Source organism: Stenotrophomonas maltophilia (genome assembly GCF_047497515.2).
Taxonomy (GTDB): Bacteria; Pseudomonadota; Gammaproteobacteria; order Xanthomonadales; family Xanthomonadaceae; genus Stenotrophomonas.
In genome coordinates, this window is sequence record NZ_JAXAXL020000011.1 from 96,723 (window position 1) to 121,541 (window position 24,819).

The window sequence follows — 24,819 nt, forward strand, 5'->3', positions numbered from 1 at the left end:
ACGCCTGCCGGTCGCCAACAAGACGTGGTGCTGCGGCTATGATGGAGGCCGTTCCATGCCGGTGCTCCCATGTTCCCGCGACTGCCAACCGTCACCAAGGCCCTGTTGATCGCCAACGCGATCCTGTTCCTGCTGCAGCAGCCGTTCCTGCTCGGCATGCAGACCTTCGAGCCGTTCATGCTGCAGCCGTTGCAGCAGGGCTTTGATGCGTTCTCGCCGGGTGGCAACTTCCAGCCGTGGCAGCTGCTGACCTATGGCTTCCTGCATGGCAGCTTCGGCCACTTGTTCTTCAACATGCTGGCAGTCTTCATGTTCGGTGCGCCGCTGGAGCAGACCTGGGGCGAGAAGCGCTTCCTGCTGTACTACCTGGTCTGCGTGGCCGGCGCCGGTGTCTGCCAGCTGCTGGTAGGAACCCTGCTGGAAAACCCGGCCACCGTGCTGGGTGCGTCCGGCGGCGTGTTCGGCCTGCTGCTGGCCTACGGCATGTTGTTCCCCAACCAGCGGGTGATGCTGCTGTTCCCGCCGATCCCGATGAAGGCACGGACCTTCGTGATCCTGTTCGGCGTGGGTGAACTGGTACTGGGCATGACCGGCTGGCAGCCCGGTGTCGCCCACTTCGCGCACCTGGGCGGCATGCTGTTCGGCTGGCTGCTGATCCGCTACTGGCGCGGGCAGCCACCGTTCAACAAGCGCCGGCCGCCGGGCCCGCCGAATCGCCCGAACCATCTGCGCAGCGTCAAATGATCCGAAGGATCATTTGACGCTGTAGGTGCCGACCGTTGGTCGGCACACCTTCCCACGCGGGTAGGTGCCAACCTTGGTTGGCAGGCTTTGAATGGGATCATTTGACGCTGTAGGTGCCGACCGTTGGTCGGCACGCCTTCATAGATCCTGCAACACCACCTGCGCGGCATTGTGCCCGGGCGCACCGGTGACGCCGCCACCGGGATGGGTGCCCGAACCGCACAGGTACAGGCCGGGCAGGGCGCCGCGGTAGCCGGCCTGGCCAATCATCGGCCGCGCCGAGAACAACTGGTTGGCACTCAGTGCACCGTGGAAGATGTCGCCGCCGATCAGGCCGAAGGTCCGTTCCAGATCCAGCGGTGACAGCACCTGGCGGCCCAGCACGCTGCCGGAAAACCCGGGCGCATAGCGTTCGACGGTGGCGATCATCAGGTCGGCCACGGTGTCCCGATGATCATCCCAGTGGCGGCCGTCGGGCAGCACCGGTGCCACGTGCTGGCAGAACAGGCTGGCCACATGCTGGCCGGGCGGTGCCAGCGAGTCGTCCAGCGTGCTGGGAATGAGCATTTCCACGATCGGTTCGCGCGACCAGCCGTCGCGCCGTGCATCCAGCCACGCACGGTCCATGTAATCCAGGCTGGGCGCCATGATGATGCCGGCGCTGAGGTGATCGCCGTGGCCGGGCAGGGCGCGGAACTCCGGCAGCCGCGACAGCGCCACGTTCATCCGGAACGTGCCCGAGCCGCAGCGCCAGTTCGCCATGCGTTCGCGTGTGGCCGCCGGTACGTGCACCGGTTCCATCATATGTTCGTAGAGCAGTTTCGGGTTGACGTTGGCGATCACCGCACGGGCGCGCAGCGTTTCGCCGTTGGCCAGTGCCACGCCCACCGCGCGGCCCTGCTCGACCAGCACGCGCTGCACGCCGGCCTCCACGCGCAGTTCCGCACCTACCGCGCGCGCCGAGGCGGCGATGGCCTGGCTGATCGCACCCATGCCACCGATTGCGTGGCCCCAAGCGCCCTTTACGCCGTTGCACTGGCCGAACACGTGGTGCAGCAGCACGTAGGCGCTGCCCGGGGTATACGGGCTGGCGTAGTTGCCGACGATGCCATCGAAACCGAACAGCGCCTTGATCGGCTCGCTCTCGAACCAGCGGTCCAGGTACTCGGCCGCCGACAGCGTGAACAGGTCCAGCAGCTCCTGCCGCAGCGAGGGATCCAGCGTCGACAGTTCGCGCCCGAGACGACCCATCTGCCACAGTGCGGGCAGCGCGCGCCAACCACCTGCAACGCCAATATCCGGCGGTGCGCGCAGGGCCCATGCGCGCAGCACGTCGGCGAAGATCTCCAGGCGTGCCTCATATTCGGGCAGGCGCTGCGCATCCCGCTCGGAGAACTTCGCGACTTCGGCCTGGGTGCGGCCGGGTGCCGAAAGCAGATAGCGGCCATCCGGCAATGGCAGGAAGTTGTTGGCGGGGCGCGCGACGATGCGCAGCCCGTGCGCATGCAGTTGCAGGTCGTCGATCACCTTCGGCTGCAGCAGTGACACCGTGTACGACGCCACCGAGTTGCGGAAGCCGGGATGGAATTCCTCGGTGACCGCCGCACCGCCGAGAACGCCACGACGTTCCAGCACCAGCACCTTCTTTCCGGCGCGCGCCAGATAGGCCGCGCAGACCAGGCCGTTGTGGCCACCGCCGATCAGGATCGCATCCCATGTCGTCATGCGTTGCGGATCGCCGCTTCGATGGTGGCGATGTCGATCTTCTTCATCGGCATCATCGCGTTGAAAGCGCGCTTGGCCAGTGCCTTGTCCTTGCTGGTCACCGCTTCGATCAGCATGCGCGGGCTGATCTGCCAGGAGATGCCCCAGCGGTCCTTGCACCAGCCACATTGGCTCTCCTGGCCGCCGTTGCCGACGATGGCGTTCCACAGGCGGTCGGTCTCGGCCTGGTCCTCGGTCTGGATCTGGAAGGAGAACGCTTCGCTGTGCTTGAACGCGGTGCCGCCGTTGAGGCCGACGCAGGGAATGCCGCAGACGGTGAATTCGACTGTCAGCACGTTGCCTTCCTTGCCGTCCGGGAAATCACCCGGAGCGTGATGCACGGCGGTCACCGCGCTGTCGGGCAGGATGCTGGCGTAGAAGGTGGCGGCCTCGAGCGCGCCGGTGTCGTACCAGACACAGATGGTGTTCTTGTGCGCCATGTTCGGGCTCCGCGATGGACGAAGCTGCAGCGATAGCACGCCCGGTGTTAAACCCGGATCGTGCTGCACCCGCAAAAGAAAAGGGCGCCCGAAGGCGCCCTCTGCGTTACCGGTTCATCAGCAGGCTCAGCGCCAGACCTTGATCTGCTCGGCTTCGCTGCGCTGCATCGGCTGGCCGGCCTTGCAGCTGAAGGTGGCACCGAAGGCCGGCAGGTTGGCCAGCGTGCCGTTGCTGCGCCACAGGCCCGGCGCGCGGATGTCGGCGGTCAGGCGGCGCACGGCCTCGTTCGGCGACAGCTGCTGTGCCCACAGCGTCGACCAGGCGCGGAAGAAGCCCTGCTGCTGTGCCTGCTTGGCCTTCGGCTCCTGTGCGGTATACGCCGCCCAGGCCAGTTCCAGGCCGGCGATGTCGGCCAGGTTCTCTTCCTGGGTGAGCGTGCCGTTGACCTTGGCCCCCTTCACGCCCGGGAAATCGTAGGCGCTGTACTGCGCGGCCACACGGTTGCCGAGCAGGGTCCAGGCAGTCTTGTCGGCCGGGGTCCACCAGCTGCGCAGCTCGCCCTTGGCGTCGACCAGCGCACCCTTGGCATCGATCGCACGGGTCAGTTCGTGGCCGACCAGGCCACCGAAGCTGCCGAACTTGTCGGCGGCGTCAGCCTTGGCGTTGAACACCGGACCCTGCAGGATCGCGGCGGTCACGATCAGGCGGTTCTGCGCCAGGTCGTAGGCCAGCGACGGCTGCTGCGGCAGCACGTCCCAGCGACGGTCGGCGTTGCCCTTGCCGATGCGCCTCATTTCCTCGCGATGGCGCCAGGTCGAAGCGATCAGCATGTTGCCGCCGAACGAGCCGCGGCCCATAGGCTGCACGCTGTAGTCCAGGTCGCGCAGCGGGGTACCGATCTCGATCTTCAGGGCGGCCAGCTTGGCCTGTGCTTCGGTCTTGGCTTCGGCGCTCATCCAGCTGCTGTTCTTGACCGCCTCGATCTGCACTTCACGCACCTTGTCGACGATCCACGCCGCCTGGCGACGGTCTTCGGCCGACAGGTAACGCGCGGCGTACTCGCGGCCGACCATCGGGCCGGCGGCCACGTTGATCGCATCCAGTACGTCTTCCCAGCGCTGCGGCGGCAGGGTCTCGCCACGCAGCACGCGGCCGCGGAACTCGAACTCGGCGTCGCGGTAGGCCTTGGACAGGTACGGCGCCATCGAGTCACCCACGCGCCAGCGCAGGTAGGCCTTCCACTGCTCCGGCTTGAGCTTGGTGACCATGCCGTCGAGCTGCTTGAACAGGCCCGGGTCGGCCAGCGAGACCAGGTCGTCCTCCACGCCCTGCGCCTTCAGGAAGGCATCCAGCTGCAGGTTGCGGTAGCGGCTGTTGAGCTCCTTGGTGGAGATCGGCGCGTAGTTGTTGAACGGGTTGTTGATGCCGGCCAGCGACTGCGCATTGCGTGCCAGCTCGGTTTCCAGCGCGATCACCGACTGCGATTCGGCATCCAGCTTGGCGGCCGGGGTGCCGGTCAGCGCCAGGATCTGCTTGACGTAGGCGCGGTAGCGACCCATCAGCGCCACGGTGTCGGCGTCGGTGCGGGTATAGAACGCCGGGTCCGGCAGGCCCATGCCGCCCTGCATGAAGTAGCCGATGTGGCGATCCAGCGCCTTCAGGTCGACGTCGGGGCCGAAGTTGAAGGCCACCGGGATGCCGACCTGGTGCAGCGCGGCGATCGAGGCCGGCACGTCCTTGGCCTTCTTGATGGCGTTGATGCGGGTCAGCAACGGGGCAATCGGATTGGAGCCGTCGGCTTCCACGGCAGCTTCGTCCAGGCCGCTGGCCCAGAAGTCACCCAACAGCTTCTGCACGTTGCCCTGCGGCGACTTCATCGCGGCGTCGAGCAGCTCGCGCTGCTGCTGGCGGCTGCGATCGACCAGCTGGCCCAGCGCGGTGGTGGCACCGGTCTGCGGCACCGGGTTGGCCTTCAGCCAGCCTGCATTGGTGGCGTCGTAGAAGTCGCTGCACTGGGTACTGACAGCCGGGGCGCGGGCGGCCTTCTTCTTGGCGGCGGCGAACGCATCGTGGGTCGGGACCAGAGTCGCCAGGCTGATGCCCAGGGCGATGGCAAGCGGACGGAAGTTGGGCATGTGGAACGAATCCGTGATGGATTGAGGGCGCGCGCACTATAGCAAGCCGCGCATCGACGCGGCATGCACGCATCACGCTGCGTTCGCAGGGCGCCGCCAAAAACAAAGGCCCGGGAAATCCCGGGCCTTTGCAGGTCTGCCGCAGCGTCAGCCGTGGCTTACCAGATCACCACCTGCTGGTCACCGGAGCGGGCCATCGGCGAGCCGGCCTTGCACTGGAATGCAGCGGCGAAGGTCGGCAGGTTCGACGGCGCACCCATGGCGCGGAACTGCGCCGGCGCGTGCGGGTCGGTCGCCAGGCGGACCTTGGCGTTTTCCGGGGTGTACTTGGTGCGCCACACGGTGGCCCAGTTGAAGAAGAAGCGCTGGTCGCGGGTGAAGCCGTCGACCTTCGGATCTTCCTTGCCGGCGCTGGCCTTCTGCAGGGCGTCGTAGGCGGTGGCCAGGCCACCCAGGTCGGCGATGTTCTCGCCCAGGGTCAGGTGGCCGTTCACGGCCTGGCCGTCGACCTTGTACTGGTCGAACTGCTTGACCAGCTTGCCGGTCAGGCCTTCGAAGTTCTTCTTGTCAGCGGCGGTCCACCAGTCTTCCATGTTGCCGGTCGGCCCGAAGCGCGCGCCCTGGTCGTCGTAACCGTGGGTCATTTCGTGGCCGATCACCGCGCCGATGCCGCCGTAGTTCAGTGCGTCGTCGGCCTTCGGGTCGAAGAACGGCGGCTGCAGAATGGCGGCCGGGAACACGATCTCGTTCTGCAGCGGGTTGTAGTAGGCATTGACCGTCTGCGGGGTCATGCCCCACTCGGTCTTGTCCACCGGCTTGCCGATCTTGGACAGGTTGAACTTGTAGTTGAACTCGTTGGCCGCGCGCACGTTGCCCAGGTAGCTGTCGCGCTGGGTCTGCAGGCCCGACCAGTCACGCCACTTGTCCGGGTAGCCGATCTTCGGGGTGAAGGTTTCCCACTTGGCGATGGCCTTGGCCTTGGTCTCATCGCTCATCCAGCTCAGGCCCTGGATGCGTTCCTTCAGGGAAGCGGCCAGGTTCTTCACCAGCTCTTCCATCTTCGCCTTGGCTTCCGGCGAGAAGGCCACCTTCACGTACAGCTGGCCGAAGGCTTCACCGGCATCGTTCTCGATGGTGCCCAGCACGCGCTTCCAGCGCGGCTTCTGTTCCTTCTGGCCATTGAGGGTCTTGCCGTAGAACTCGTAGTTCTCCTGCACGAAGGCATCGGCCAGGTACGGCGAGGCGCTGTCCACGGTGTGGAAGCGCAGGTAGGCGCGCCACACCGACGGATCGGTGTCGCCCAGCGCCTCGCTTACTTCCTCATGGAAGGCCGGCATCGCCAGCGAGAACTTCTCCGGCGCGGCCACGCCCTGGGACTTGAAGAACTCGGTCCAGCTGAAGTTCGGGGTCAGCTTGTCGGCGTCGGCCAGGGTGACCGGGTTGTAGTACAGCTCGACGTTGCGCGACAGTTCGACGCGCGACTTCGATGCCTTGGCCAGGCGGGTCTCGAACTTGACCACGTCTTCGGCCTGCTTGGCAGCATCGGCCGCGGCGACGCCGGACAGTTCCAGCACCTTGGCGACGTGCGCCTGGTAGGCCTTCAGCTTGTCGGCGTTCTTGGCGTCGGTGTAGTAGGTGCTGTCCGGCAGGCCCAGGCCGCCCTGGCTGGCGTAGGCCAGGTTCACGGCCGAGTTCTTGAAGTCGGCTTCGGCGCCGAAGCCGAACAGGATGTTGTCGCCCTTGGCGGCGCTGGTACGCAGGTAGTTGGCGATGGCTGCCTTGTCCTGCAGGCCGTCGATCGCGGTCAGGTCGGCCTTCAGCGGCTCGATGCCCTGCGCGTTGATCTTGGCCTCGTCCATGCCGGTCGCCCACAGGTCGCCGACGATCTTCTCGATGTGGTTCGGGGTCTTGACCTGTGCGACCTGCTCGGCCAGCTGGTGCTGCACGGCGACCGAACGTTCGTCGAGGATGGTGAAGGCGCCCCAGCTGGTGCGGTCGCCCGGAATCTCATTGGCAGCCAGCCACTTGCTGTTGACGTAGTCACCGAAGGCGCCGCAGGCGTCCTTGCTGGTGTCCAGGTCGCTGGGCTGGAAGGCGTTGTAGGCCGGCAGCTTGCTCTCGTCCAAGGTGTACTGGGTGGCCTGGGCGGGGGCCGGCGTGGAGGCGGTGGCGTCCTTGGCCGGGGTTTCAGTTTTGCCGCAGCCAACCAGCGCGGCCGAAACGGCCAGAGTCAGCAGCACGATCTTGGGAGTACGGGTCACTTGAATGGCCTCCAGGCCGAGTGAGTCAGGGAAAGGCCGCAGAACGGCCGTGGGCCGAACGATACGCCGCTGGCCTGACCTGCAAGGGTGTCGAAGGTCATGGCCGGGCGCAAGGGGCCGCGCTCAAGGCGCCACGAACGGAAAAAAGAAGGCCCGTGCAATTGCACGGGCCTTCCAGGTCAACGTTGCTGCCGGATGATCAGAAATCGTATCGGGCAGTGAAGCGGAAGTAGCGCGGGGTCGAGTAGTTCAGCTCACGACCGTACTCCGGGTTGTAGTCCGCAGCACCGCGGTACGGCGAGGCGGCATAACGGGAGTAGTAGCTGCCGGCGACCTGGCGGTTCAGCAGGTTGATCACATCAGCCTGCAGGGTCAGGCCCTTGGCCCAGTCCGGCGTGTAGGCGATGTTCAGGCCCAGGTTGAACTGCCACGGTGCCTTGCCATGCGAACCGCGCGGCGAGGAGCCGTAGTCCGACGACGGTGCCACGTAACCCGGGGTGCCCGGCGTGGTGCCGCTGCCCGGCAGCCCGCAGTACCAGTAGTAGGAACCGTCGTAGAGGCCCTTGTCCGGGGTCGGGTACATGCTGGTGCAGTTGTTCGGGCGGCCTTCGGCAACGGTCAGGCTGCCGCCGACGCGCCATTCCGGCGTCAGCTTCATGTAGCCGAAGGCCTTCAACACGTGGCCACGGTGGTTCGGCAGCAGGCCGTTGGCGCCTTCCATCAGCTGCGGCAGATCCCAATCCTGGGTCACCGAGACGTCTTCCTGGCCACCGGTGCCGGTATCCAGGTCCGAATTCAGCTGGCCCTCGGTGTTGCCGTAGTTGCGGCTGAAGGTATACATGACCTTGCCGTACCAGTTGTCAGTGCGCTTTTCCAGGAACAGGTCCAGGGCGTAGTACTTGCGCTTGAGCTTGGGCAGGCGCAGGTCGGCCGCCGAATAGTGCACCTTCTCGTAGCTGCCATCGGCCTGCTCTTCCCAGAACGTATTGCCCACGCCAGGGTTGAACAGGAAGCAGGCGCCGCCCAGCGCCGGGGTGCAGGTATCGTCGATCGCGCTCTTGAGCTCACGGTAGGTGAACTTCGCGCCCCAGACGGTATCGGCGGCCAACTGCTGCTCCATGCCGACGATGAACTCGTCCTGGTAGTGCGACTTCAGGTCAACCGCGGCCAGGGTGCGCGGATTCGGCGCATTGCCACATTCCAGGTTGCTGGCGACAGCGTTGGTGCCCGGGCACAGGTAGCCCTTCGAGGCATCGACCGGGATCGAGTTCAGGCCCGTCGGCGCGCCGGTGGTCGGATCGACGCCGGTGTAGGTGAAGTACTCATTGGTGTTGAGCGAGCCGGAGGCGGCGCGCACGGCCACGTTGTTCGGCATCGCCAGGTGGTAGCGGCCGGCATTGGCGAACACCTTCAGCGAGGAATCGCCATTCACGTCCCAGGCCACGCCCAGTCGCGGCGCAATCTGCGTCTTCTGGCTGGCGTACTTCTCGCCGGTACCGGTGTAGTTGGTGAACTGCTCGTTGCGCAGGCCCAGCGACAGCAGCACGTTGTTCGACACCTGCCAGCGGTCTTCGATGTACTGGGAGGCCTGCTCGGTCTTCGGCTGTGCCAGCTTGGTGCTGTACAGGCGATAGACGTAGTAGCCCTGGGCGCCCAGGCCGCCACCGCTCGCCGCCGAGCCCACGCCGTGCGATGCATCGATCGGGGTGTTCGGGTTGGTGGAGCGGCGGTAGATCCAGCCGTAGCTGCCCGGGTACTCGGTGCCGGTCAGGGATTCGGCATCCTGGCGATCGAAGCCGAAGCGGACTTCATGGTTGCCCAGGCGCCAGGTCAGGTCGATGCGGCCGCCCTTGGTCTCGTCGAAGGCGCCGGGTGCGTTGACCAGCGAGGTGGTGCTCTGGCAGCCGTTGTAGTTCAGGCCCGGCACGCGTGCGGTGGTGGCGGCGCTGATGTACGGGCAGCTTGCATCGTAGTTATACAGGCCCTGCGAGTGTTCGATCTTCTGGCGGCCGTACAACGCCGACAGGGTCAGGTTGTCGCTCAGGTAGCCGGTGTACTTGCCGATGTAGAGCTTGGCGTCTTCCTTGGTGCTGATGCCGCCGGTCTGCTTGCTGTCGTGGCTGAAATCGTTGTAGTTGAACGCGGAGTACACGGCGTCGTACTTGGTGACGTCGGACACGCCGGTCAGCTCGACGACATGGTTGTCGGTAATGTTCCAGTCGATCTTCGCGGTCCAGCGCGGGTACTCGTAGGTGTACTCGTTCCAACCGCGGGTCAGGTTGGCTGGGCTGGTGTTGGTCGCGTAGCGGGCGCTGGAGCCGTCGGTCTTGGTGAACTCACCGTTGACGAAGAAGAACAGCTTGTCCTTGACGATCGGGCCGCCGACGTAGGCGCCGGTGGTGTTCTGCCAGGAGCTGTTCTTGGCTCGGTACTGGTACAGCTTGCCATCGGTCTGGTAAGCCGCGCCGCGGGGATCGTTGGCGGTGAAGTGGCCGGTGTTGGCGTAATTCATGTTGCGCGGCGACGCACGCAGCGATTCCGGGGTCCAGATTTCGTAGGCGCCGGCCTTCCATTCATTGGTACCACGGCGCGTCACGATGTTGACCACGCCGCCGGTGGAGCGGCCGAAATCCGCACCGAAGCCACCGGTGAGCACCTGCTCCTGGGCAATGGCCTCGAACGGCAGGGTGGTCGAGCCGATGCTGGTCAGCGGGTTGGTCACCGCGAAGCCGTTGATGTAGTACGCGTTCTCCGAGGCAGCCGAGCCACCGAAGCTGGGCACGCCGCTGTAGCTGTTGCTGGCAATCGCGCCGGGGGCCAGCAGGGCAACGGCGGTGATGTCGCGCGGCAACGGAAGGCTGCGCAGGTCTTCGTAGTTGAAGACCGTGCGGGTATCGACCTGCGAGACGTCGATCGAGGCGATCGAGGCGGCGCGGACCACGATGCCGTCCAGATCGGTCGCCTTGCCGCCGGCGAAGGAGACCTCGGTGCCGGAGGCGATGTTGACCGCCACGTCATCCTGGGTGGTGACCGTGGCGCCGTCACGGCGCAGTTCCACCGAGTAGCGGCCGTTGGGCAGGTCGGACGCGCGGTAACGGCCGTTGGCATCGACCGGCAGGGTGCGCGTGGCACCGGTGCCCATGTTGCGGACAACCACGGTTGAACCCGAGCCGGCCGGGGCCTGGCCGTAGATATAGCCCGTCACGGACTGGGCGTGGGCAACCGAGAACAGGCAGCCAGACAGGGCGGTAGCCAGCGCCGCACGGCGCCAGAACTTCGTTTGCATCAGGACTCTCTCCGATGTGTAGTGGGTGCGCCTTGTGACGAAATAGGAACGGGGTCACAAACGGCGTGACTCATTTATAAATGCCTCGTGAATAAAATTGCAATGGTTCCTGAACGAAAAATTTGCAATTTCCAGCCTGGAATTAATCGATGCGCCGATCATCCGCGAATAGGTCGGCATCTGTCGCCAATGTGCATTTAACATTTCGTTCACGAAATGAAGTGTTTTTCGCGCATGAGGTAGACGTGTAACGTTTGGCGACGATTCATGAATGGTGCTGCGCAGTCTCGCCGGGCTTGGTCGCTTGGTGTCCTTGGTGTCCTTGGTGTCCCTGGTGGCCGGCGGTGCCCAGGGAGTGGGAGGAGCAGGCATAAAAAAAGGCCCCGCCGGAGCGGGGCCTTGCTGTTTCGCAGGGCTGGGGCTTACTTCCTGCCGAAGTCGTACTGCGCCTGCACGTAGATCGCACGCCCGTAGGCGTTGTACAGGGAGTTGTTGTACGGCACGTCGATGTTGCCGGCGTAGGAGTGCTGCTGGTTGTCCGGCACCTTGTTGAACAGGTTGTTGACCATCAGCGAGAACGTCAGGTTGTCCATCGCGCGGTAGTTCACGCTCAGGTTGTACGTGGTGTACGAGCCCCACTTGCCAGCCTTGTAGCCCGAGGTCGGGTCGACGTAGTCATAGCTGCGGCCGATGTAGGACATGTAGTTCGGCGTGCGGCCGATGTAGTTGAAGTACAGCGTGGTGGTGAACTTGTCGATTGACCAGCCCACCGAGCCGTCGGCACGGACCTTGGCATAGGAGTCGTACACCCACATCGCGTACGGATTGCCCAGCAGGTCCAGGAACGGGTCGTTGAGCTGCGGCTGCAGTTCACGCTTGAGCATGTTGGTGTAGTTGCTGGCGAACTGCAGGGAACCGAAGCGGCCGATGTCCTGCACGTACTTGAAGCTGGCGGTGACTGCCTCCAGGTTCTGCCGTGCCACGTTCAGCTTCGGGGTGTAGATCTCATCCAGCGCGCCACTGGCATCACGTGTGACCCAGTTGGCCACTTCCTCGCAGGTGGCGCCGGCGGTGTTGGTCAGGCCGTTGCGGCAGTAATACTCGGCCAGCAGCAGCTGGTCGGAGCTGAGCGTGTTGACCTCGTTCTTGATCTTCCAGTTGTAGTAGTCCACCGACACCGACAGGTTGTTGATCGGCGCCCAGACCAGGCCCGCATTCCATACATCGGCGGTGATCGGCTTCAGCTCGGGGTTGCCCGACTGCGTGCCGAACACCGAAACGCTGCCGTAGCGGCAATCGACCGTGTTGGACGGATCGAAACCGAGCTGGCCGCAGCGGTAGTAGTCCTTCGCGCTGTTGGCGTAGTAGCCGCTCTTGCCCTGGAAGGCATCGGGCAGGGACGGCGCACGGAACGCGGTGCCGTACTTGCCGCGGACCAGCAGGCTTTCAAACGGACGGAACTCCAGGCCGATGCTGTAGGTGGGCTTGTCGACCGTGTGGCCGGCGATCTTGAAGTTGTCGTAGCGGCCGGAGGCCGTCACCGTCAGCATGTCATGCAGCGGCAGGCGTAGTTCGCTGGTGACGGCGTAGTTGCTGCGATGGCCATTGCCGGCCACCGAGGTGGTACCGAACACCGTGCCGTCGGTCAGGCGCACATCCGGCGTGTAGTTCCAGCCTTCGCTGCCGCCCTCGACCACGGCGGCGAAGCCGGCGTCGCCACCGGGCAGCTTGAACAGCGAGCTGTTGGTGATCTGCGCGCGGGTCTGGGTCTGCCAGGTGCGGCTGCGGCTGGTGGTGAAGCCGGTGAAGCTCTGGAAGGCACCTTCCGGCAGCCTGGAATAGAAGGCACCCCAGTTCGGGTTGTAGATGTTGTAGCCGTCGTCGGTCTGGCCCAGCACCGGGCCCAGCACGTTGTCGGCGAACCAGTTGTTGATCGGGTCGTTCCAACGCGCGTAGCCACGCTCGTTGAGCTTGTACTCGCCGCGGGTGATGCTGGCCTCGTAGTCCCAGTTGCTGCCGATCGCGCCGCGTGCGCCCAGGGTGACCTGGTAGGACTTGCTGCGGTCGGTGTTCATGATGTCGCGGTAGCCGCCACCGCCGATGTCTTCGGGGGCGAACACGCGCTGCAGGCCCAGATAGCGGCCGCTGCCCTCGTCGAAGAACGGGCCCATGCTGATGTCCGTGCCCCAGTAGTTGTAGCCGGCACCGGTGTTGTACTTGACGGTCTCGTAGCTGTAGAGCACATCGCCGAACAGCTGCAGGTTGTCATTCACATCGTAGGTCAGCGAGGAATAGAACTGGCTGCTTTCCTTGCTGTTCTTGATCGTCTTGTAGCCCGCGCCGAACGCGGAGCCACAGGATTGGCCGGCGCGACGTGTGCCGAGGATGGTGGTGCCGTCGAACTGGCCGGCGATACCGGCGCAGTTGTTCGGATCCATCATCAGGAAATCGTTGTTGTCCGCGTCGAAGACCAGGAAATCGTTCGAAGGCAGCTGGCGGGTGTACCCGTTCGGATTGTTCTGCTTGGTGATGTCGCGCTGATAGCCCCAGATCGGCGTGGTCTTTTCATACTGCACGTTGACCAGTGCGCGGAAGCGATCGTCCTTGCTGTTGAAGCCATTGGCACCGCTCACGCGGAAGCTGGCGCCGCCGCCATCGGAATACGCACCGCCGCGCACGTTCAGCGTGCCGCCGTCCATGCGCTCCTTGAGGATGATGTTGACCACGCCGGCGATGGCGTCTGAGCCATACAGGGAGGACTGGCCACCCGGCAGCACTTCGATGCGGTCGACGATATCGATCGGGATGCCGCTGATGTTGTTGAACGCGTCGCTGCCGTTGTACAGCGCCGGGTAGGACAGCATCGGCCGGCCATTGATCAGGTACTTGGTGTAGCCCGGGTTCAAGCCGAACATGCCGGCCGCTTCCGCGCCCTGGGTAAATGATGCCGAGGTCTGGCCGCCCTGCAGGCCGCCGGTGGTCAGCGAAGATTGCTGCAGCACTTCGGCGACGCTGGAGAAACCACGCGCCTGGATCGCTTCGGCGCTGATGGTCAGCACCGGCGTCTGGGTTTCGATCTGGGTCTGCGGGATCAGCGAGCCGGTCACCGTGACCCGGTCGAGGTTTGTGGCGGCCTTGCTGCTGTCCTGTGCCACGGCGGTGGCGCTGGTACCGGCCAACAGGAGGCTGGCAACAACAGCATGGGTAAGCGGGTGGCGCGAGAATGCGAAGCGACGACGAGACATGCGATTACTCCGTGTGATCGTGATGACGCGTTTCCCGTTCCTGGGAATTCGGATTCTATTCAGCTGCCCTGCCTGTGCGGTCTGGCGGCGTGGCGTCAACGTAACACACGCTTAACTTGCCTTGCGCGGCTCTGTAACACTTGGTGACGAGCGGTTGCGTGCTTGGCGAAAACCCCCTTCTCCGTAGGCGTTTCTGCCGGTTTCCGGATTATCGGGAGGCATGAAAATGATGAATGTTTGATAAATTCAACTGACATTAACAATCGATACATCACGGACTTTACCGCTCCGTATTGATGGCAAAAAAAAGGCCCCGCCGAAGCGGGGCCTGGTCCAGACACGAAGTCCGGAAAACGACGGGATCAGAAGTTGTACTTGACCTGGGCCGAGATCTGGCGGCCGTAGACGCTGTAGAAGCCGTCATTGAACGGGGTCGATTCGTTGCCCGGGTAGTTGTAGCGCTGGCCTTCCGGCAGCTTGTTGAACACGTTGTTGACCATCAGCGACAGGACCAGATCGTCCTGTGCCTGGTAGTTCATGCTCAGGTTGTACGTGGTGTACGAACCCCACTTGCCGGCCTTGGCGCCGGAAGAGTGGACGTAGCCGTAGCTGCGGCCGGTGTAGGCCAGGTAGTTCGGGGTGCTGCCGACGTAGTTGGCGTACACGGTGGTGGTGAACTTGGCGATGTTCCAGGCCACCGACAGATCGCCACGGACCTTGGCGAAGTTGTCGTAGTACCACATGTTGTACGGATCGCTCAGCAGGTCGAGCTTGGCGGCGCCCGGCATCGGCTGCACTTCACGCTTCAGCATGTTGGTGTAGTTACCGGAGAACATCAGCGAGCCGAAGCGGCCGATATCCTGCTGGTACTTGGCCGCCACGGTCACCGCTTCCAGGTTCTGGCTGGCAACGTTGAGCTTCGGCGTGTACACGCGGGTCAGGTTGCCGCCGGCATCGCGCGACACCCAGTCGGTGACGTTCTGGCAGCTGGCCGAGGTGTTGTTCGGCAGGCCGTTGTGGCACTGGTACTCGGCCAGCAGCAGCTGGTCGGTGCTCAGGGTCTTGACCTCGTTCTTGATCTTCCAGTTGTAGTAGTCGGCCGACAGCGAGAAGTTGCTCACCGGGGCCCACACCACGCCTGCGCTCCACACGTCGGCAGTGATCGGCTTCAGGTCCGGGTTGCCGGACTTTTCGCTGTACACCGAGGTGTTCTTGTAGAACGAGCAGGCCTCGTCACGCAGCGCGTAACCCAGCTGGCTGCAACGGTAGTAATCGTTCTGGCCGGACGAGTACGAGCCGCTCATGCCCTGGAACGCATCGGACAGGGTCGGTGCACGGAAGGCGGTGCCGTACTTGCCGCGCAGCAGCAGGCTCTCGATCGGACGGAATTCCAGGCCGATGCTGTAGGTGGCCTTGTCGACGGTCTTGTCGGCGATCTTGAACGCGTCATAGCGGCCCGAGGCGCTGACGGTCAGCTTCTCGAGCAGCGGCATGCGCAGTTCGCTGGTGACCGCGTAGTTGCTGCGGTGACCGGCGCCGGCGACGGCGGTGGTGCCCCACACGTTGCCATCGATGAAGGCCTGGTCCGGCGAGTAGTCCCAACCTTCGCTGCCACCTTCCAGCACGACGGCCAGGCCGGCGTCACCGCCCGGCAGGCTGAACAGCGAACCGTTGGTCACCTGCACGCGACCCAGGTTCTGCCAGGTCTTGCTGCGGTGGGTGCCGTAGCCGGTGAAGCTGGCGAACTGGTCCGGGGTGATCGGCGAGTAGAAGGCAGCGTAGTTCGGGTTGTAGATGCCGAAGCCATCAGCGGTGGTGCCCAGGCGCGGGCCCAGCACGGTCTGGCCGAAGAAGTCCTCGATCTTGTCCTTGAAGCGCACGAAGCGGTTCTGGTCCAGGCGGTATTCGCCGCGGGTGAAGCTGGCGCTGTAGTCCCAGTCGCCGACCATGCCCTTGCCGCCCAGGGTGACCTGGTAGGCACGGCTCTCATCGGAGTTCAGGATGTTGTTGTAGTCGCCCGGGCCGATTTCTTCCGGTGCGAAGGCGCGCTGCAGGTTCACGACCTTGCCGATGCCCTGGTCGTAGAAGCCACCCATGACCGACTTGGTGCCCCACCACAGGGCGCTGGAGCCGGAGGTGAACTCGGTCTTTTCCTTGCTGTACAGCACGTCGGCGAACAGCTGGAAGTTGTCGTTCACGTCGAAGGTCATCGACGAGTAGAACTGGCCGCTGTTCTTGCCGTTCTTCAGGGTCTTGTAGCCGGCGCTGTACACCGAACCGCAGGACTCGCCCGACGCGCGCTTGCCGACGACGGTGGTGCCGTCGTACAGGCCTGCCACGTTGGCGCAGCGGCTCGGGTCCATCATCAGCAGCTTGTTGTCTGCGTTGGTGATGACGGCGAAGTCGTTCGACGGCACCTGTGCGGTGTAGCCGGCCGGGTTGTTCTGCTTGGTGATGTCACGCTGGTAGCCCCAGATCGGGCTGCCATTTTCGATCTGCACGTTGACCAGCGCGTGGAAGCGGTCGTCGAACGCGTTGAAGCCCTTGGCTGCGCTGAAGCGGATGTTGCTGCCGCCGCCTTCGGTGTAGGTGCCGCCGCGGACGGTCATCGTGCCGCCGTCCATGCGCTCCTTCAGGATGATGTTGACCACACCGGCGATCGCGTCCGAGCCGTACAGCGAGGACTGGCCACCCGGCAGCACTTCGATGCGCTCGACGATGTCGATCGGAATGCCGCTGATGTTGTTGAAGGTGTCGCTACCGTTGTACAGCGCCGGATACGAGAGCATCGGGCGGCCGTTGATCAGGTACTTGGTGTAGCCCGGGTTCAGGCCGAACATGCCGGCGGCTTCGGCGCCCTGGGTGAACGAACCCGAGGTCTGGCCGCCCTGCAGGCCGCCGGTGGTCAGCGACGACTGCTGCAGCACTTCAGCAACGCTGCTGAAGCCGCGGGTCTGGATGTCTTCGGCGGTGATGGACATCACCGGGGTCTGGGTTTCAACCTGGGTCTGCGGGATCAGCGAACCGGTGACGGTGATCTTGTCCAGGTTGGTCGCCTTGTCCTGGGCCATTGCCGGGGCGGCGGCCATCAGAGCGGAAATCAGGGCGACGGCGAGCGTGTTGCGACGTGCGGGGTTGCTTACGTATTTCATGTAGTTCCAATAGAGAGCAAAAACAAAATCGGCACTGCGCATGCGCCATCGTGCGTGCTGGAGACCAGCCCCGCAGCCCAAAACAGTGCCTTGGGAACGTAACATGAACTTAACAATCTGTGCACGAATCTGTAGCAATCCTGAATTTCAGTCAGGTTACGTCCAGCTTGTATGATGTTGGGTTCTTCCCCCAGCTCCGCCGGTGCCCGTTGTGAACAGTTCTCCCCGCCGTCCCCATGCCAGCCAGGTCCAGAAGGGACTGACGCCGCATGCCCGCATCCGCAACGTGATCGCGGTCGGCTCGGGCAAGGGCGGCGTCGGCAAATCGACCACGGCGGTCAACCTGGCCGTAGCGCTGCAGCAGCTTGGCGCACGCGTCGGCGTGCTTGACGCGGACATCTATGGCCCCAGCGTGCCGGCCATGCTGGGCCTGTCCGGTCGTCCGGAGAGCCCGGACAACAAGAGCATTGAACCGCTGCGTGCGTTCGGTGTGGACACCATGTCGATCGGCTACCTGATCGAAGAGGACACGCCGATGATCTGGCGCGGGCCGATGGCCACCTCGGCGATGACCCAGCTGTTCAACGACACCCTGTGGGACGACCTGGATTTCCTGCTGATCGACCTGCCGCCGGGCACCGGCGACATCCAGCTGACCCTGACCCAGAAGATTCCGCTGGCCGGCGCAGTGATCGTCACCACGCCGCAGGACATCGCCACGCTGGATGCGAAGAAGGCGCTGAAGATGTTCGAGAAGGTCGAGGTGCCGGTGCTGGGCATCGTCGAAAACATGGCCGTGCATACCTGCAGCAACTGCGGGCATGTCGAGCACCTGTTCGGCGAGGGCGGTGGCGAGCGCATGGCTGCGCAGTACGGCGTGCCGTTGCTGGGTTCGCTGCCGCTGCAGATCGGCATCCGCGAGCAGGGTGATTCCGGTACCCCGATCACCGTGGCACAACCGGATTCGGTGCCGGCGCAGGCCTACCGCCATGCCGCGCAACGCCTGATCGAGGAAGTGGGCAAGCGCCCGCGGGCGTCGATCCCGATCCTGTCGTCGCTGCTGTAACCACGGCAGCAAAGAAAAAGCCGCCGGCGCAAGGCCGGCGGCAATCTGGAACGTTCCTGGAGAGGAAGCTGCTTACCAGTCGTACTGGACCTGGAAGCGGACGTAGCGCGGCGTGGTGTAGTACTTGCCAACGCCCACGTTGTTGTACGTGCGGTCGTAGTCTTCGTCGCGGGTCACTTCATAGACCTGCAGCGGCTTGATGCTGTTGAAGGCATTCAGTACCGATGCCTGGATGCTCAACCCGGACAGCCAGTTCGGGCGGTAGGTCAGGCTCGGGCTGACATTGAGGGTCCAGGGCGTGCGGCCGGAGGTGCCCTGCGGCGAGAGTTCGCCGTTGCAGTAGTGGAAGGCTGCGCCGTAGCCGTACTCGGTGTCGAACGTACCGGTACCACCGCCGAAGCAGCTGATCGGCGAGCCCGACTGCGCCTGGATGTTCACGCCCAGCTGCCATTCCGGGGTGAAGTCGTAGGAGCCGAACAGCTTGATCGAATGGCGGTGATCGTTGAACAGGTAGCCGTCGGCACCGTACATGATCTCGGCGAAGTCGAAGTCCGACGTGGTGCCGGTGTCGTCCTGGCCGTTGGCGCTCTTCACCAGGCCCTCGTAGTTGCCGTCGAGCTTGGACCACGTATACGACAGGCTGGCATACCAGCGATCGGTGCGCTTGTCCGCGCTCAGTGTCAGTGCCTTGTAGGTGCGCTTGGCCTTCGGGCCCAGCACGTTGCCCGGTACGTGGATGTCTTCCGGAGTGCCATCGCCATTGACGTCCAGCGAGATGTTCAGGTCCTGGCCCGGATTGAACAGGTAGCACCCTGGCAGGCTGCCCGGCACGCTCCACTCGCTGTCCCAGCTCGAAACATCGTAGCCCGCAGCCACGGCCGCGTTGTAGATGGCGCGGGAGTCGCAGGTGTCGTCGATGACGTTGTGGATCTTGCGGTAGGTCGCCTTGATGCCGACGGTCCAGTCATTGAAGAAGTCATTGGCGCTGGACAGCTGGTACTGGTAGCCAAGGATCGCCTCATCCTGCGTGTACGGCTTCAGCCCGCGGCTGGCGACCGCCTTGGGATCGGGGGTGGAGCCGTTCTCGCCGTTGTAGACCAGGCTGTCGTAAGGCGTGCTGGCGACGTTGGGCTTTCCGGAAACCGGGTCATACGAGCCCAGGTAGTCGTAATAGTCGACCGTGTAGTAGGAAGGGCTGGCGGCGCGCAGGGATACGTTTGCGGCGACCGGCAGCGAGTAACGGCCCACCGAACCGAACAGCTTGCTGCGCCCGTCTCCCGTCACGTCCCAGGAGAAGCCAACGCGCGGCTGCCAGATATCGTCCTGCTTGACGAAGCTCACGCCGTTGGTGTTCTTGTTGTCGAACGAGTCGTTGCGAAGGCCCAGGTAGAGCATGAAGTTGTCGGTGATCTGCCAGTTGTCCTGCACGTACCAGGACTTCTGATCGATGCTGACGCTGCCGCCGGTGCGGTAGTTGATGCGGTACGCATCCGGACGTGCACGGGTCGGGCGGATGACCCAGTAGGCACCGGAGGAGTAGGCCGTACCCTGGGTGGACTTCCACTCTTCATCGCTGTAGCCGAATGCCAGGCGGTGATTTCCGAGCTGCCATTCGAAATCGAGCTTGCCGCCCTTGCGCTCGTTCTTGCCCCCCTTCATGTCGACCGAGGAGGCCACGGAGCAGCCGATCGGATTGCCGTTGTAGACCACATAGGGGCAGGCGCCGTCCGCAGAGTGGACGTCACCGTCGTAGTAGCTCATCACCCCGTTGCGATCGACAGTGAACTCAGACGCGGTGTTGCGCATCTGGCCGTACTGCAGCGAAGCGGTGAGGTTGTCGGTGAGGTAGCTGGTCCACTTGAAGATATCGGTCTGGCCGCCACGCTTGCCGATCAACTGGCCCTTGTAGCCGGTCCGGTTCGAACGTTCAGCAGCGACGTCGTAGACGTTGTTGTAGTAGTCGTAGGTGTAACGATTGCCGTTGTCGAACCCGGTGTACTCCAGGTGGTTGTTCTCGTTGAGATACCAGTCAACCTTCAACAACCAGTACGGCGTCTTGACCTGGTAGTCATACGAGGTGGCGCCAACGGCTGCATCGGTGTACTCGGAGCGGCTGCCATAGACCGAGCTCTTCGAATTGCTGAACTGGCCCATCGCGAAGATGAACAGCTTATCCTCGATCAGCGGACCTCCGGCCCAGGCCGAATAAACGTTGGACGAGCTGTCGGCCTGGCTGTAGTCGCGGAAGATCTGCCCGTCGTTGCGATGCGAGTTCGGGATGCTGTTGCGCCCCCACGATGGTGCGCCCGTCCACGAGAAGCCGCCCTTCCATTCGTTGGTGCCGCGCTTGACGTTGACGCTGGTTACGCCGCCAGTGGAGAAGCCGTACTTGGCGCCATAGCCGCCGGTCTGCACGTCCAGCTGGTCGATTGCCTGGTACGGGATTTCCGAGAACGACAGGCTGTCGTACAGGTTGGTAACGTTGAAGCCGTTGACGTAGTAGCTGTTTTCCGCCGCCGACGCGCCGCCGAACGATGCGGGGCCGAAGTAGCCGCTGGAGGAGACAGTACCGGGCGTCAGCAGCGAGACGCTGGTCACGTCGCGGCCAACCGGCAGCGAGTTGAGCTGCTCGGCGGTGAAGGTGGTGCGGGTTTCAACGCTGCTCAGATCGATCGGCGCTACGCCGGTCGCGCGGACGTTGACCGTATCCAGCGAGGTGGCACTGCCGGCGGCAAAGGTGGCCGTAGCGGTCTGGCCGGCCACGACGTTGACCCGGGTGCTGCCGGTCTGCGTACCCGCGCTGTAGCTGACCACCTCGTAGGTGCCGGTCGGAAGTTGTGACAGGCGGAAGCGTCCATCGCTGCTGACCGTGGTCTCGCGGGTCGCGCCCGAGGCCAGGCTCTTCACCTGGATCTTGTCGGCGGACGAAGCCGTGCCGACGATGTCACCCGCGGTGCTTTGGGCATAGCTGGTGCCAGCGATTGCAGACAGGACGGCCGCCAAAGCAGTGCGCTTGAGGATGCGTCCATTGACGTTGAGATTCATCGTGTTCCTTTGCGGTTGCAGAGGGAAATCGGTTCGGTTCAAAAGACCTGGACAGATTGTTCAGGATGAATGAAAACCTAACGATCAATTTTTCCTCATGCAACGTTCATCCGGCGCTCATCATCTGGATTTTCGCTTATGCATCAATCAAGTATTTGAAAAAAAAGGAGAAAAGATTTTTGTTTCGGAGTGTTTCATCCATGTCGTGATGATTGAAAACGACATAAATATGTGATAAGTGATCCGTTTCGATGTGATTGATCTCATTTGTTATTCAGCATCGACTGGGGTCTCCGAGGGCTGGGCGGCGCGGCGGCGCGCTCGTGTTCGCTGGCCGGCACCATGGTCGGCGCCGTCGGCCCGCCTGTAGAATCGCCGCCTTGGGCGCAGCCCGTTTCCCCCTCGTTCAACAGGACAGAGCATGAGCATCAAGAGTGACCGTTGGATCCGCAGCATGTCCGAGCAGCACGGCATGATCGAGCCGTTCGAGGCAGGGCAGGTCAAGCAGGCCAACGGCGAGCGCATCGTCAGCTACGGCACGTCCAGCTATGGCTACGACGTGCGCTGCTCGCGCGAGTTCAAGGTGTTCACCAACATCAACTCGACCATCGTTGATCCCAAGCATTTCGATTCGGGCAGCTTCGTCGACATCACCGCCGACGAGTGCATCATTCCGCCCAACAGCTTCGCGCTGGCGCGTACCGTCGAGTACTTCCGGATTCCGCGCGACACCCTGGTGGTGTGCCTGGGCAAGAGCACGTACGCGCGCTGCGGCATCATCGTCAACGTGACGCCGCTGGAGCCGGAATGGGAAGGCCACGTCACCCTGGAATTCAGCAACACCACGCCGCTCCCGGCGCGTATCTACGCCAACGAAGGCGTCGCGCAGATGCTGTTCTTCCAGGCGGCGGCCGATGACATCTGCGAGACCTCGTACCGCGACCGCGGTGGCAAATACCAGGGCCAGACCGGCGTGACCCTGCCGCGGACCTGATGACGGTGGGCCGTTTGCAGAGCCGGACCTGGACCGGCTCTACATGAAAGAAGGCGGCGCAATGCGCCGCCTTCTTCATTTTCCGCGACCGAACAGCATCGCGATGCCGACACCCACCAGTGCCACCGGCCACCACGTCAGCAGCAGCTTGGACAGGTTCAGGTGCGTCCAGCCGAGATTGCTGGCGAGCATGAACAGGCCGATCAGGATCAGCAGGATGGCGGCAACGAGGTTGAATCGCATCGGGTCGGCGAAGGCTCAGGAGTGGGCCGGATATCCTAGCCGGTCCTTCCAGTAGGCGACATGCTGGTCCAGCGCCGCCGGCTCGTAGCGGTGCGCCGGGCCGCTGCCCCAGACCGGGCCGGGCCACGCAGGATCCCCGTCATGGCGGCCGACCACGTGGAAGTGCAGCTGGCGCACGATGTTGCCCAGTGCGCCGATGTTGATCTTTTCCACGCCGTCGGCGCCCTTCAGGGCCTTGCAGGCGCGATTGAGCTCGGTGCGCAGCTTGTCCTGCTGCTCGCCGTCCAGCTCGATCCACTCGGTCACCCCGGCCAGGCGCGGTACCAGCACCAGCCAGGGGAATCGTTCGTCGTTCATCAGCCGCACTTGCGACAACGGTCCTTCGGCCACCAGCACGCTATCGGTGGCCAGGCGTGAATCGAGTTCGAAATCGCTCATCCAAGATGCTCCGAGAAGAAGTCCAGGGTGCGTTGCAGCGCCAGGGCGGCGCTGTCTGGATCATACGCATGTCCGACCTCCCGATTGAAGGCGTGGTCGGCCGGATAGACGAAGGTGGCCATCTGCGGCAGCTTCTCACGGTGGGCCTGGACCGCCTCGGGCGGGATGCTCTTGTCCTGGGCGCCGAAGTGGAAGATCACCGGCGCTTTCGGGGTTTCATCGAGGAACTGCACGTTGCGCGCGCCGTAGTAGCTGGCCGACGGCAGGCCCAGGCGCACTGCCGACAGCATCGCCACGGTGCCGCCCCAGCAGTAGCCGACGGTACCCACCTTGCCGTACGGGGCAAGCCGGGTTGCAGCGGCACGAACCACTTCCAGCGCCTTTTCCATGCCGAGCGCGCCGACCCGTTCCAGCCCCTGTTTCACGCCGTCAGCGTCGTAGGGCAGGGCATCCGGATCGGCCTCGGCACCATCGACCAGGTCGAAGAACGATGGCGCCAGCACAGCGTAGCCTTCGGCGGCGAAGCGTTCGGCCACGCCACGGATGTGCGAGTTGGCGCCGAAGATTTCCTGAATCACCACCAGCCCGCCGCGCGGGGTGCCTTCGGGGAGGGCCTGCCAGGCGCGTACCGCGCCGTGATGCGTATCCAGGGTGATCCACTCATTCATCTGGGCTGCCTCGTGTCGGAAGTTGTAGCGGGATTATCCGGTGCGAACCAGTGTGCGTCATGTCGCCGGATGTGCCGGATCGGGTGAGCTGCAGGCTGGCGACTCCATCGCTCCTGTTCCGGGAGCTGTTGGACACCAACGGATTCTGGTGGTTAGATCGAACAGCACCGCTGCGGCTCATCGTAGTTGGCGCCGCACGTGCGTATTTTCGTCAAATTAATGGAGTGATTGATGAAGAGCATGATTGTGATGGCAATTGCGGGACTTTCGCTTCTCGTCGCGGCCGGGTCTGCCAACGCTGCAGATCCCTATCCCAGATGCACTGCTTGCTCGCGGGTCTGGGCCGAGTGCGTTGCGAACAATGGCGCTGATCACCCGATCTGCCAGCATAAGCAGCTGGTGTGCGACCAGATCTGTGCATGGGAGATTCCGGTCGTGGGTGCTCCGTACGCGCTCGACAGAGCCGGAGCAGATGTCGAGCCGAATCGTTTGGAGCTCGCGCTGAGCCCGGCCAAGCGGTTGTCCAGGTCCTGAGGTTCCAGGGGCCGGAGACGGCCCCTTCCCCAGGAGGGGATCAACACGTGGCCTGGGGCTGGTTGGTGCGGGGGCACGTGTAGGGCTGCCGACGCACAGGCTGGCCATTCAGAGCGAGGCCACCAACCCCGGTATACTGGCGCCCTTTCAGGCCCCGGCCCCCAGGAACCCCTGCCACGCCGGCAGGGGCCCAGGCCCCCAGAGTCCCGCGATTCCATGTCCCAGCTGAACCCCAAAGTCGGCTTCGTCAGCCTTGGCTGCCCTAAAGTGGGGTGATGTATACTTGAATAAGCGGTAGCATCTCGCGACAAAGCTACGATGCAGGAAGCAAAATGCGAGAGGTAGATCCTGGCAAGCTCATGAGGCCCATCTATGATTGGCTTGCCGCACAGCGATTCGACCAGAGAACGGAGTTCACTGCTGCTGATGCGACCCGAGGGATTGGGCTAGCGCCATTGCAGAGCTGGATTGTCGCAGGAACTCTCAAGACCTTGGTTTCGACTCAAGCTTTGGTCGAGTCAGACGAGAAGTTCCATCTGACGGAAGAAGGGGAACGGATTGTCTATCCCGGAACGAGTCACGACAACGTTGTTGATGTGACGTTCGACCTCAAGAACTACATGCTGACCATCCGCCCGCAGTCGGTTTTTAAGCTGCAGGACTACATGGTGAAAGTTCCTCAGCGGCTGAATCCGAGACAAGAAGCAGTCCTTGACCAAGCGATCATGAAGTTGGTTAAAGAAGACTTCTGGGCTCGCGTCGCTCCCGACACTTACTCTCTCGTAGAAGTACTGACCTGACGC

Annotated in this window: 16 protein-coding genes; 5 read left to right on the plus strand and 11 right to left on the minus strand. The window is 63.7% G+C overall.

Annotated features, from left to right (window positions below; genetic code table 11):
• Positions 1-69 precede the first annotated feature (69 nt).
• The gene (locus ACMZPQ_RS15360) at positions 70-744 is read left to right on the plus strand and encodes a rhomboid family intramembrane serine protease (RefSeq protein ID WP_008267505.1); all 675 of its coding nucleotides are present in this window, start codon (positions 70-72) and stop codon (positions 742-744) included.
• Between the two features lie 138 nt (positions 745-882).
• On the opposite strand, the gene ACMZPQ_RS15365 is transcribed toward ACMZPQ_RS15360, so the two are convergent.
• The 7 genes from ACMZPQ_RS15365 to ACMZPQ_RS15395 form a co-directional block, all read right to left on the minus strand.
• Entirely contained in the window at positions 883-2,469 is a 1,587-nt protein-coding gene (locus ACMZPQ_RS15365; protein ID WP_197584197.1) for an FAD-dependent oxidoreductase, read from the minus strand.
• Positions 2,466-2,948, minus strand: coding sequence for a VOC family protein (locus ACMZPQ_RS15370; RefSeq protein ID WP_197584195.1), 483 nt, complete (start codon positions 2,946-2,948; stop codon positions 2,466-2,468). Before ACMZPQ_RS15370 ends, ACMZPQ_RS15365 begins: the two co-directional genes overlap by 4 nt.
• A 126-nt stretch (positions 2,949-3,074) precedes the next feature.
• Positions 3,075-5,084 carry a M13 family metallopeptidase gene (locus ACMZPQ_RS15375; protein ID WP_197584193.1) on the minus strand — a complete coding sequence of 670 codons (2,010 nt, stop codon included), beginning with the start codon at positions 5,082-5,084 and terminating at the stop codon, positions 3,075-3,077.
• A gap of 158 nt (positions 5,085-5,242) precedes the next feature.
• Entirely contained in the window at positions 5,243-7,345 is a 2,103-nt protein-coding gene (locus tag ACMZPQ_RS15380) for a M13 family metallopeptidase (RefSeq protein ID WP_312645901.1), read from the minus strand.
• A gap of 199 nt (positions 7,346-7,544) precedes the next feature.
• On the minus strand, positions 7,545-10,631 hold the full coding sequence (locus ACMZPQ_RS15385; protein WP_197582962.1) for an outer membrane beta-barrel protein: 3,087 nt from the start codon (positions 10,629-10,631) through the stop codon (positions 7,545-7,547).
• Positions 10,632-11,053: 422 nt separating this feature from the next.
• Complete coding sequence (locus ACMZPQ_RS15390; RefSeq protein ID WP_197582963.1) at positions 11,054-13,876, minus strand: TonB-dependent receptor domain-containing protein; 2,823 nt, start codon at positions 13,874-13,876, stop codon at positions 11,054-11,056.
• A 362-nt stretch (positions 13,877-14,238) separates the two neighbouring features.
• The gene (locus ACMZPQ_RS15395) at positions 14,239-17,028 is read right to left on the minus strand and encodes a TonB-dependent receptor plug domain-containing protein (RefSeq protein WP_414485995.1); all 2,790 of its coding nucleotides are present in this window, start codon (positions 17,026-17,028) and stop codon (positions 14,239-14,241) included.
• Positions 17,029-17,239: 211 nt separating this feature from the next.
• On the opposite strand from ACMZPQ_RS15395, the gene apbC reads away from it, so the two are divergent.
• Positions 17,240-18,094: an iron-sulfur cluster carrier protein ApbC gene (gene apbC, locus ACMZPQ_RS15400; protein ID WP_005414099.1), complete on the plus strand. Its 855-nt coding sequence runs from the start codon at positions 17,240-17,242 to the stop codon at positions 18,092-18,094.
• Positions 18,095-18,166: 72 nt separating this feature from the next.
• Here the strand turns inward: apbC and ACMZPQ_RS15405 are convergent, their stop codons facing one another.
• A complete protein-coding gene (locus tag ACMZPQ_RS15405; protein ID WP_197582965.1) occupies positions 18,167-21,139 on the minus strand; it encodes a TonB-dependent receptor domain-containing protein in 2,973 nt (990 codons plus the stop codon).
• Between the two features lie 421 nt (positions 21,140-21,560).
• On the opposite strand from ACMZPQ_RS15405, the gene dcd reads away from it, so the two are divergent.
• Complete coding sequence (dcd, locus tag ACMZPQ_RS15410) at positions 21,561-22,133, plus strand: dCTP deaminase (protein WP_197582966.1); 573 nt, start codon at positions 21,561-21,563, stop codon at positions 22,131-22,133.
• A 75-nt stretch (positions 22,134-22,208) separates the two neighbouring features.
• Here the strand turns inward: dcd and ACMZPQ_RS15415 are convergent, their stop codons facing one another.
• Genes ACMZPQ_RS15415 through ACMZPQ_RS15425 form a run of 3 tightly spaced genes read right to left on the minus strand, consistent with a single transcriptional unit; the run spans position 22,209 to position 23,482 of the window.
• Entirely contained in the window at positions 22,209-22,376 is a 168-nt protein-coding gene (locus ACMZPQ_RS15415; protein ID WP_005410498.1) for a LiaI-LiaF-like domain-containing protein, read from the minus strand.
• A 15-nt stretch (positions 22,377-22,391) separates the two neighbouring features.
• Positions 22,392-22,814: an HIT domain-containing protein gene (locus tag ACMZPQ_RS15420; RefSeq protein ID WP_197582967.1), complete on the minus strand. Its 423-nt coding sequence runs from the start codon at positions 22,812-22,814 to the stop codon at positions 22,392-22,394.
• Positions 22,811-23,482, minus strand: a complete 672-nt coding sequence (locus ACMZPQ_RS15425; RefSeq protein ID WP_197582968.1) for a dienelactone hydrolase family protein — start codon at positions 23,480-23,482, stop codon at positions 22,811-22,813. The genes ACMZPQ_RS15420 and ACMZPQ_RS15425 overlap by 4 nt, the downstream gene beginning before the upstream one ends.
• Positions 23,483-23,713: 231 nt before the next feature.
• On the opposite strand from ACMZPQ_RS15425, the gene ACMZPQ_RS15430 reads away from it, so the two are divergent.
• Complete coding sequence (locus ACMZPQ_RS15430) at positions 23,714-24,016, plus strand: hypothetical protein (protein ID WP_197582969.1); 303 nt, start codon at positions 23,714-23,716, stop codon at positions 24,014-24,016.
• Between the two features lie 332 nt (positions 24,017-24,348).
• A complete protein-coding gene (locus tag ACMZPQ_RS15435) occupies positions 24,349-24,816 on the plus strand; it encodes a hypothetical protein (protein WP_414486188.1) in 468 nt (155 codons plus the stop codon).
• Positions 24,817-24,819 lie beyond the last annotated feature (3 nt).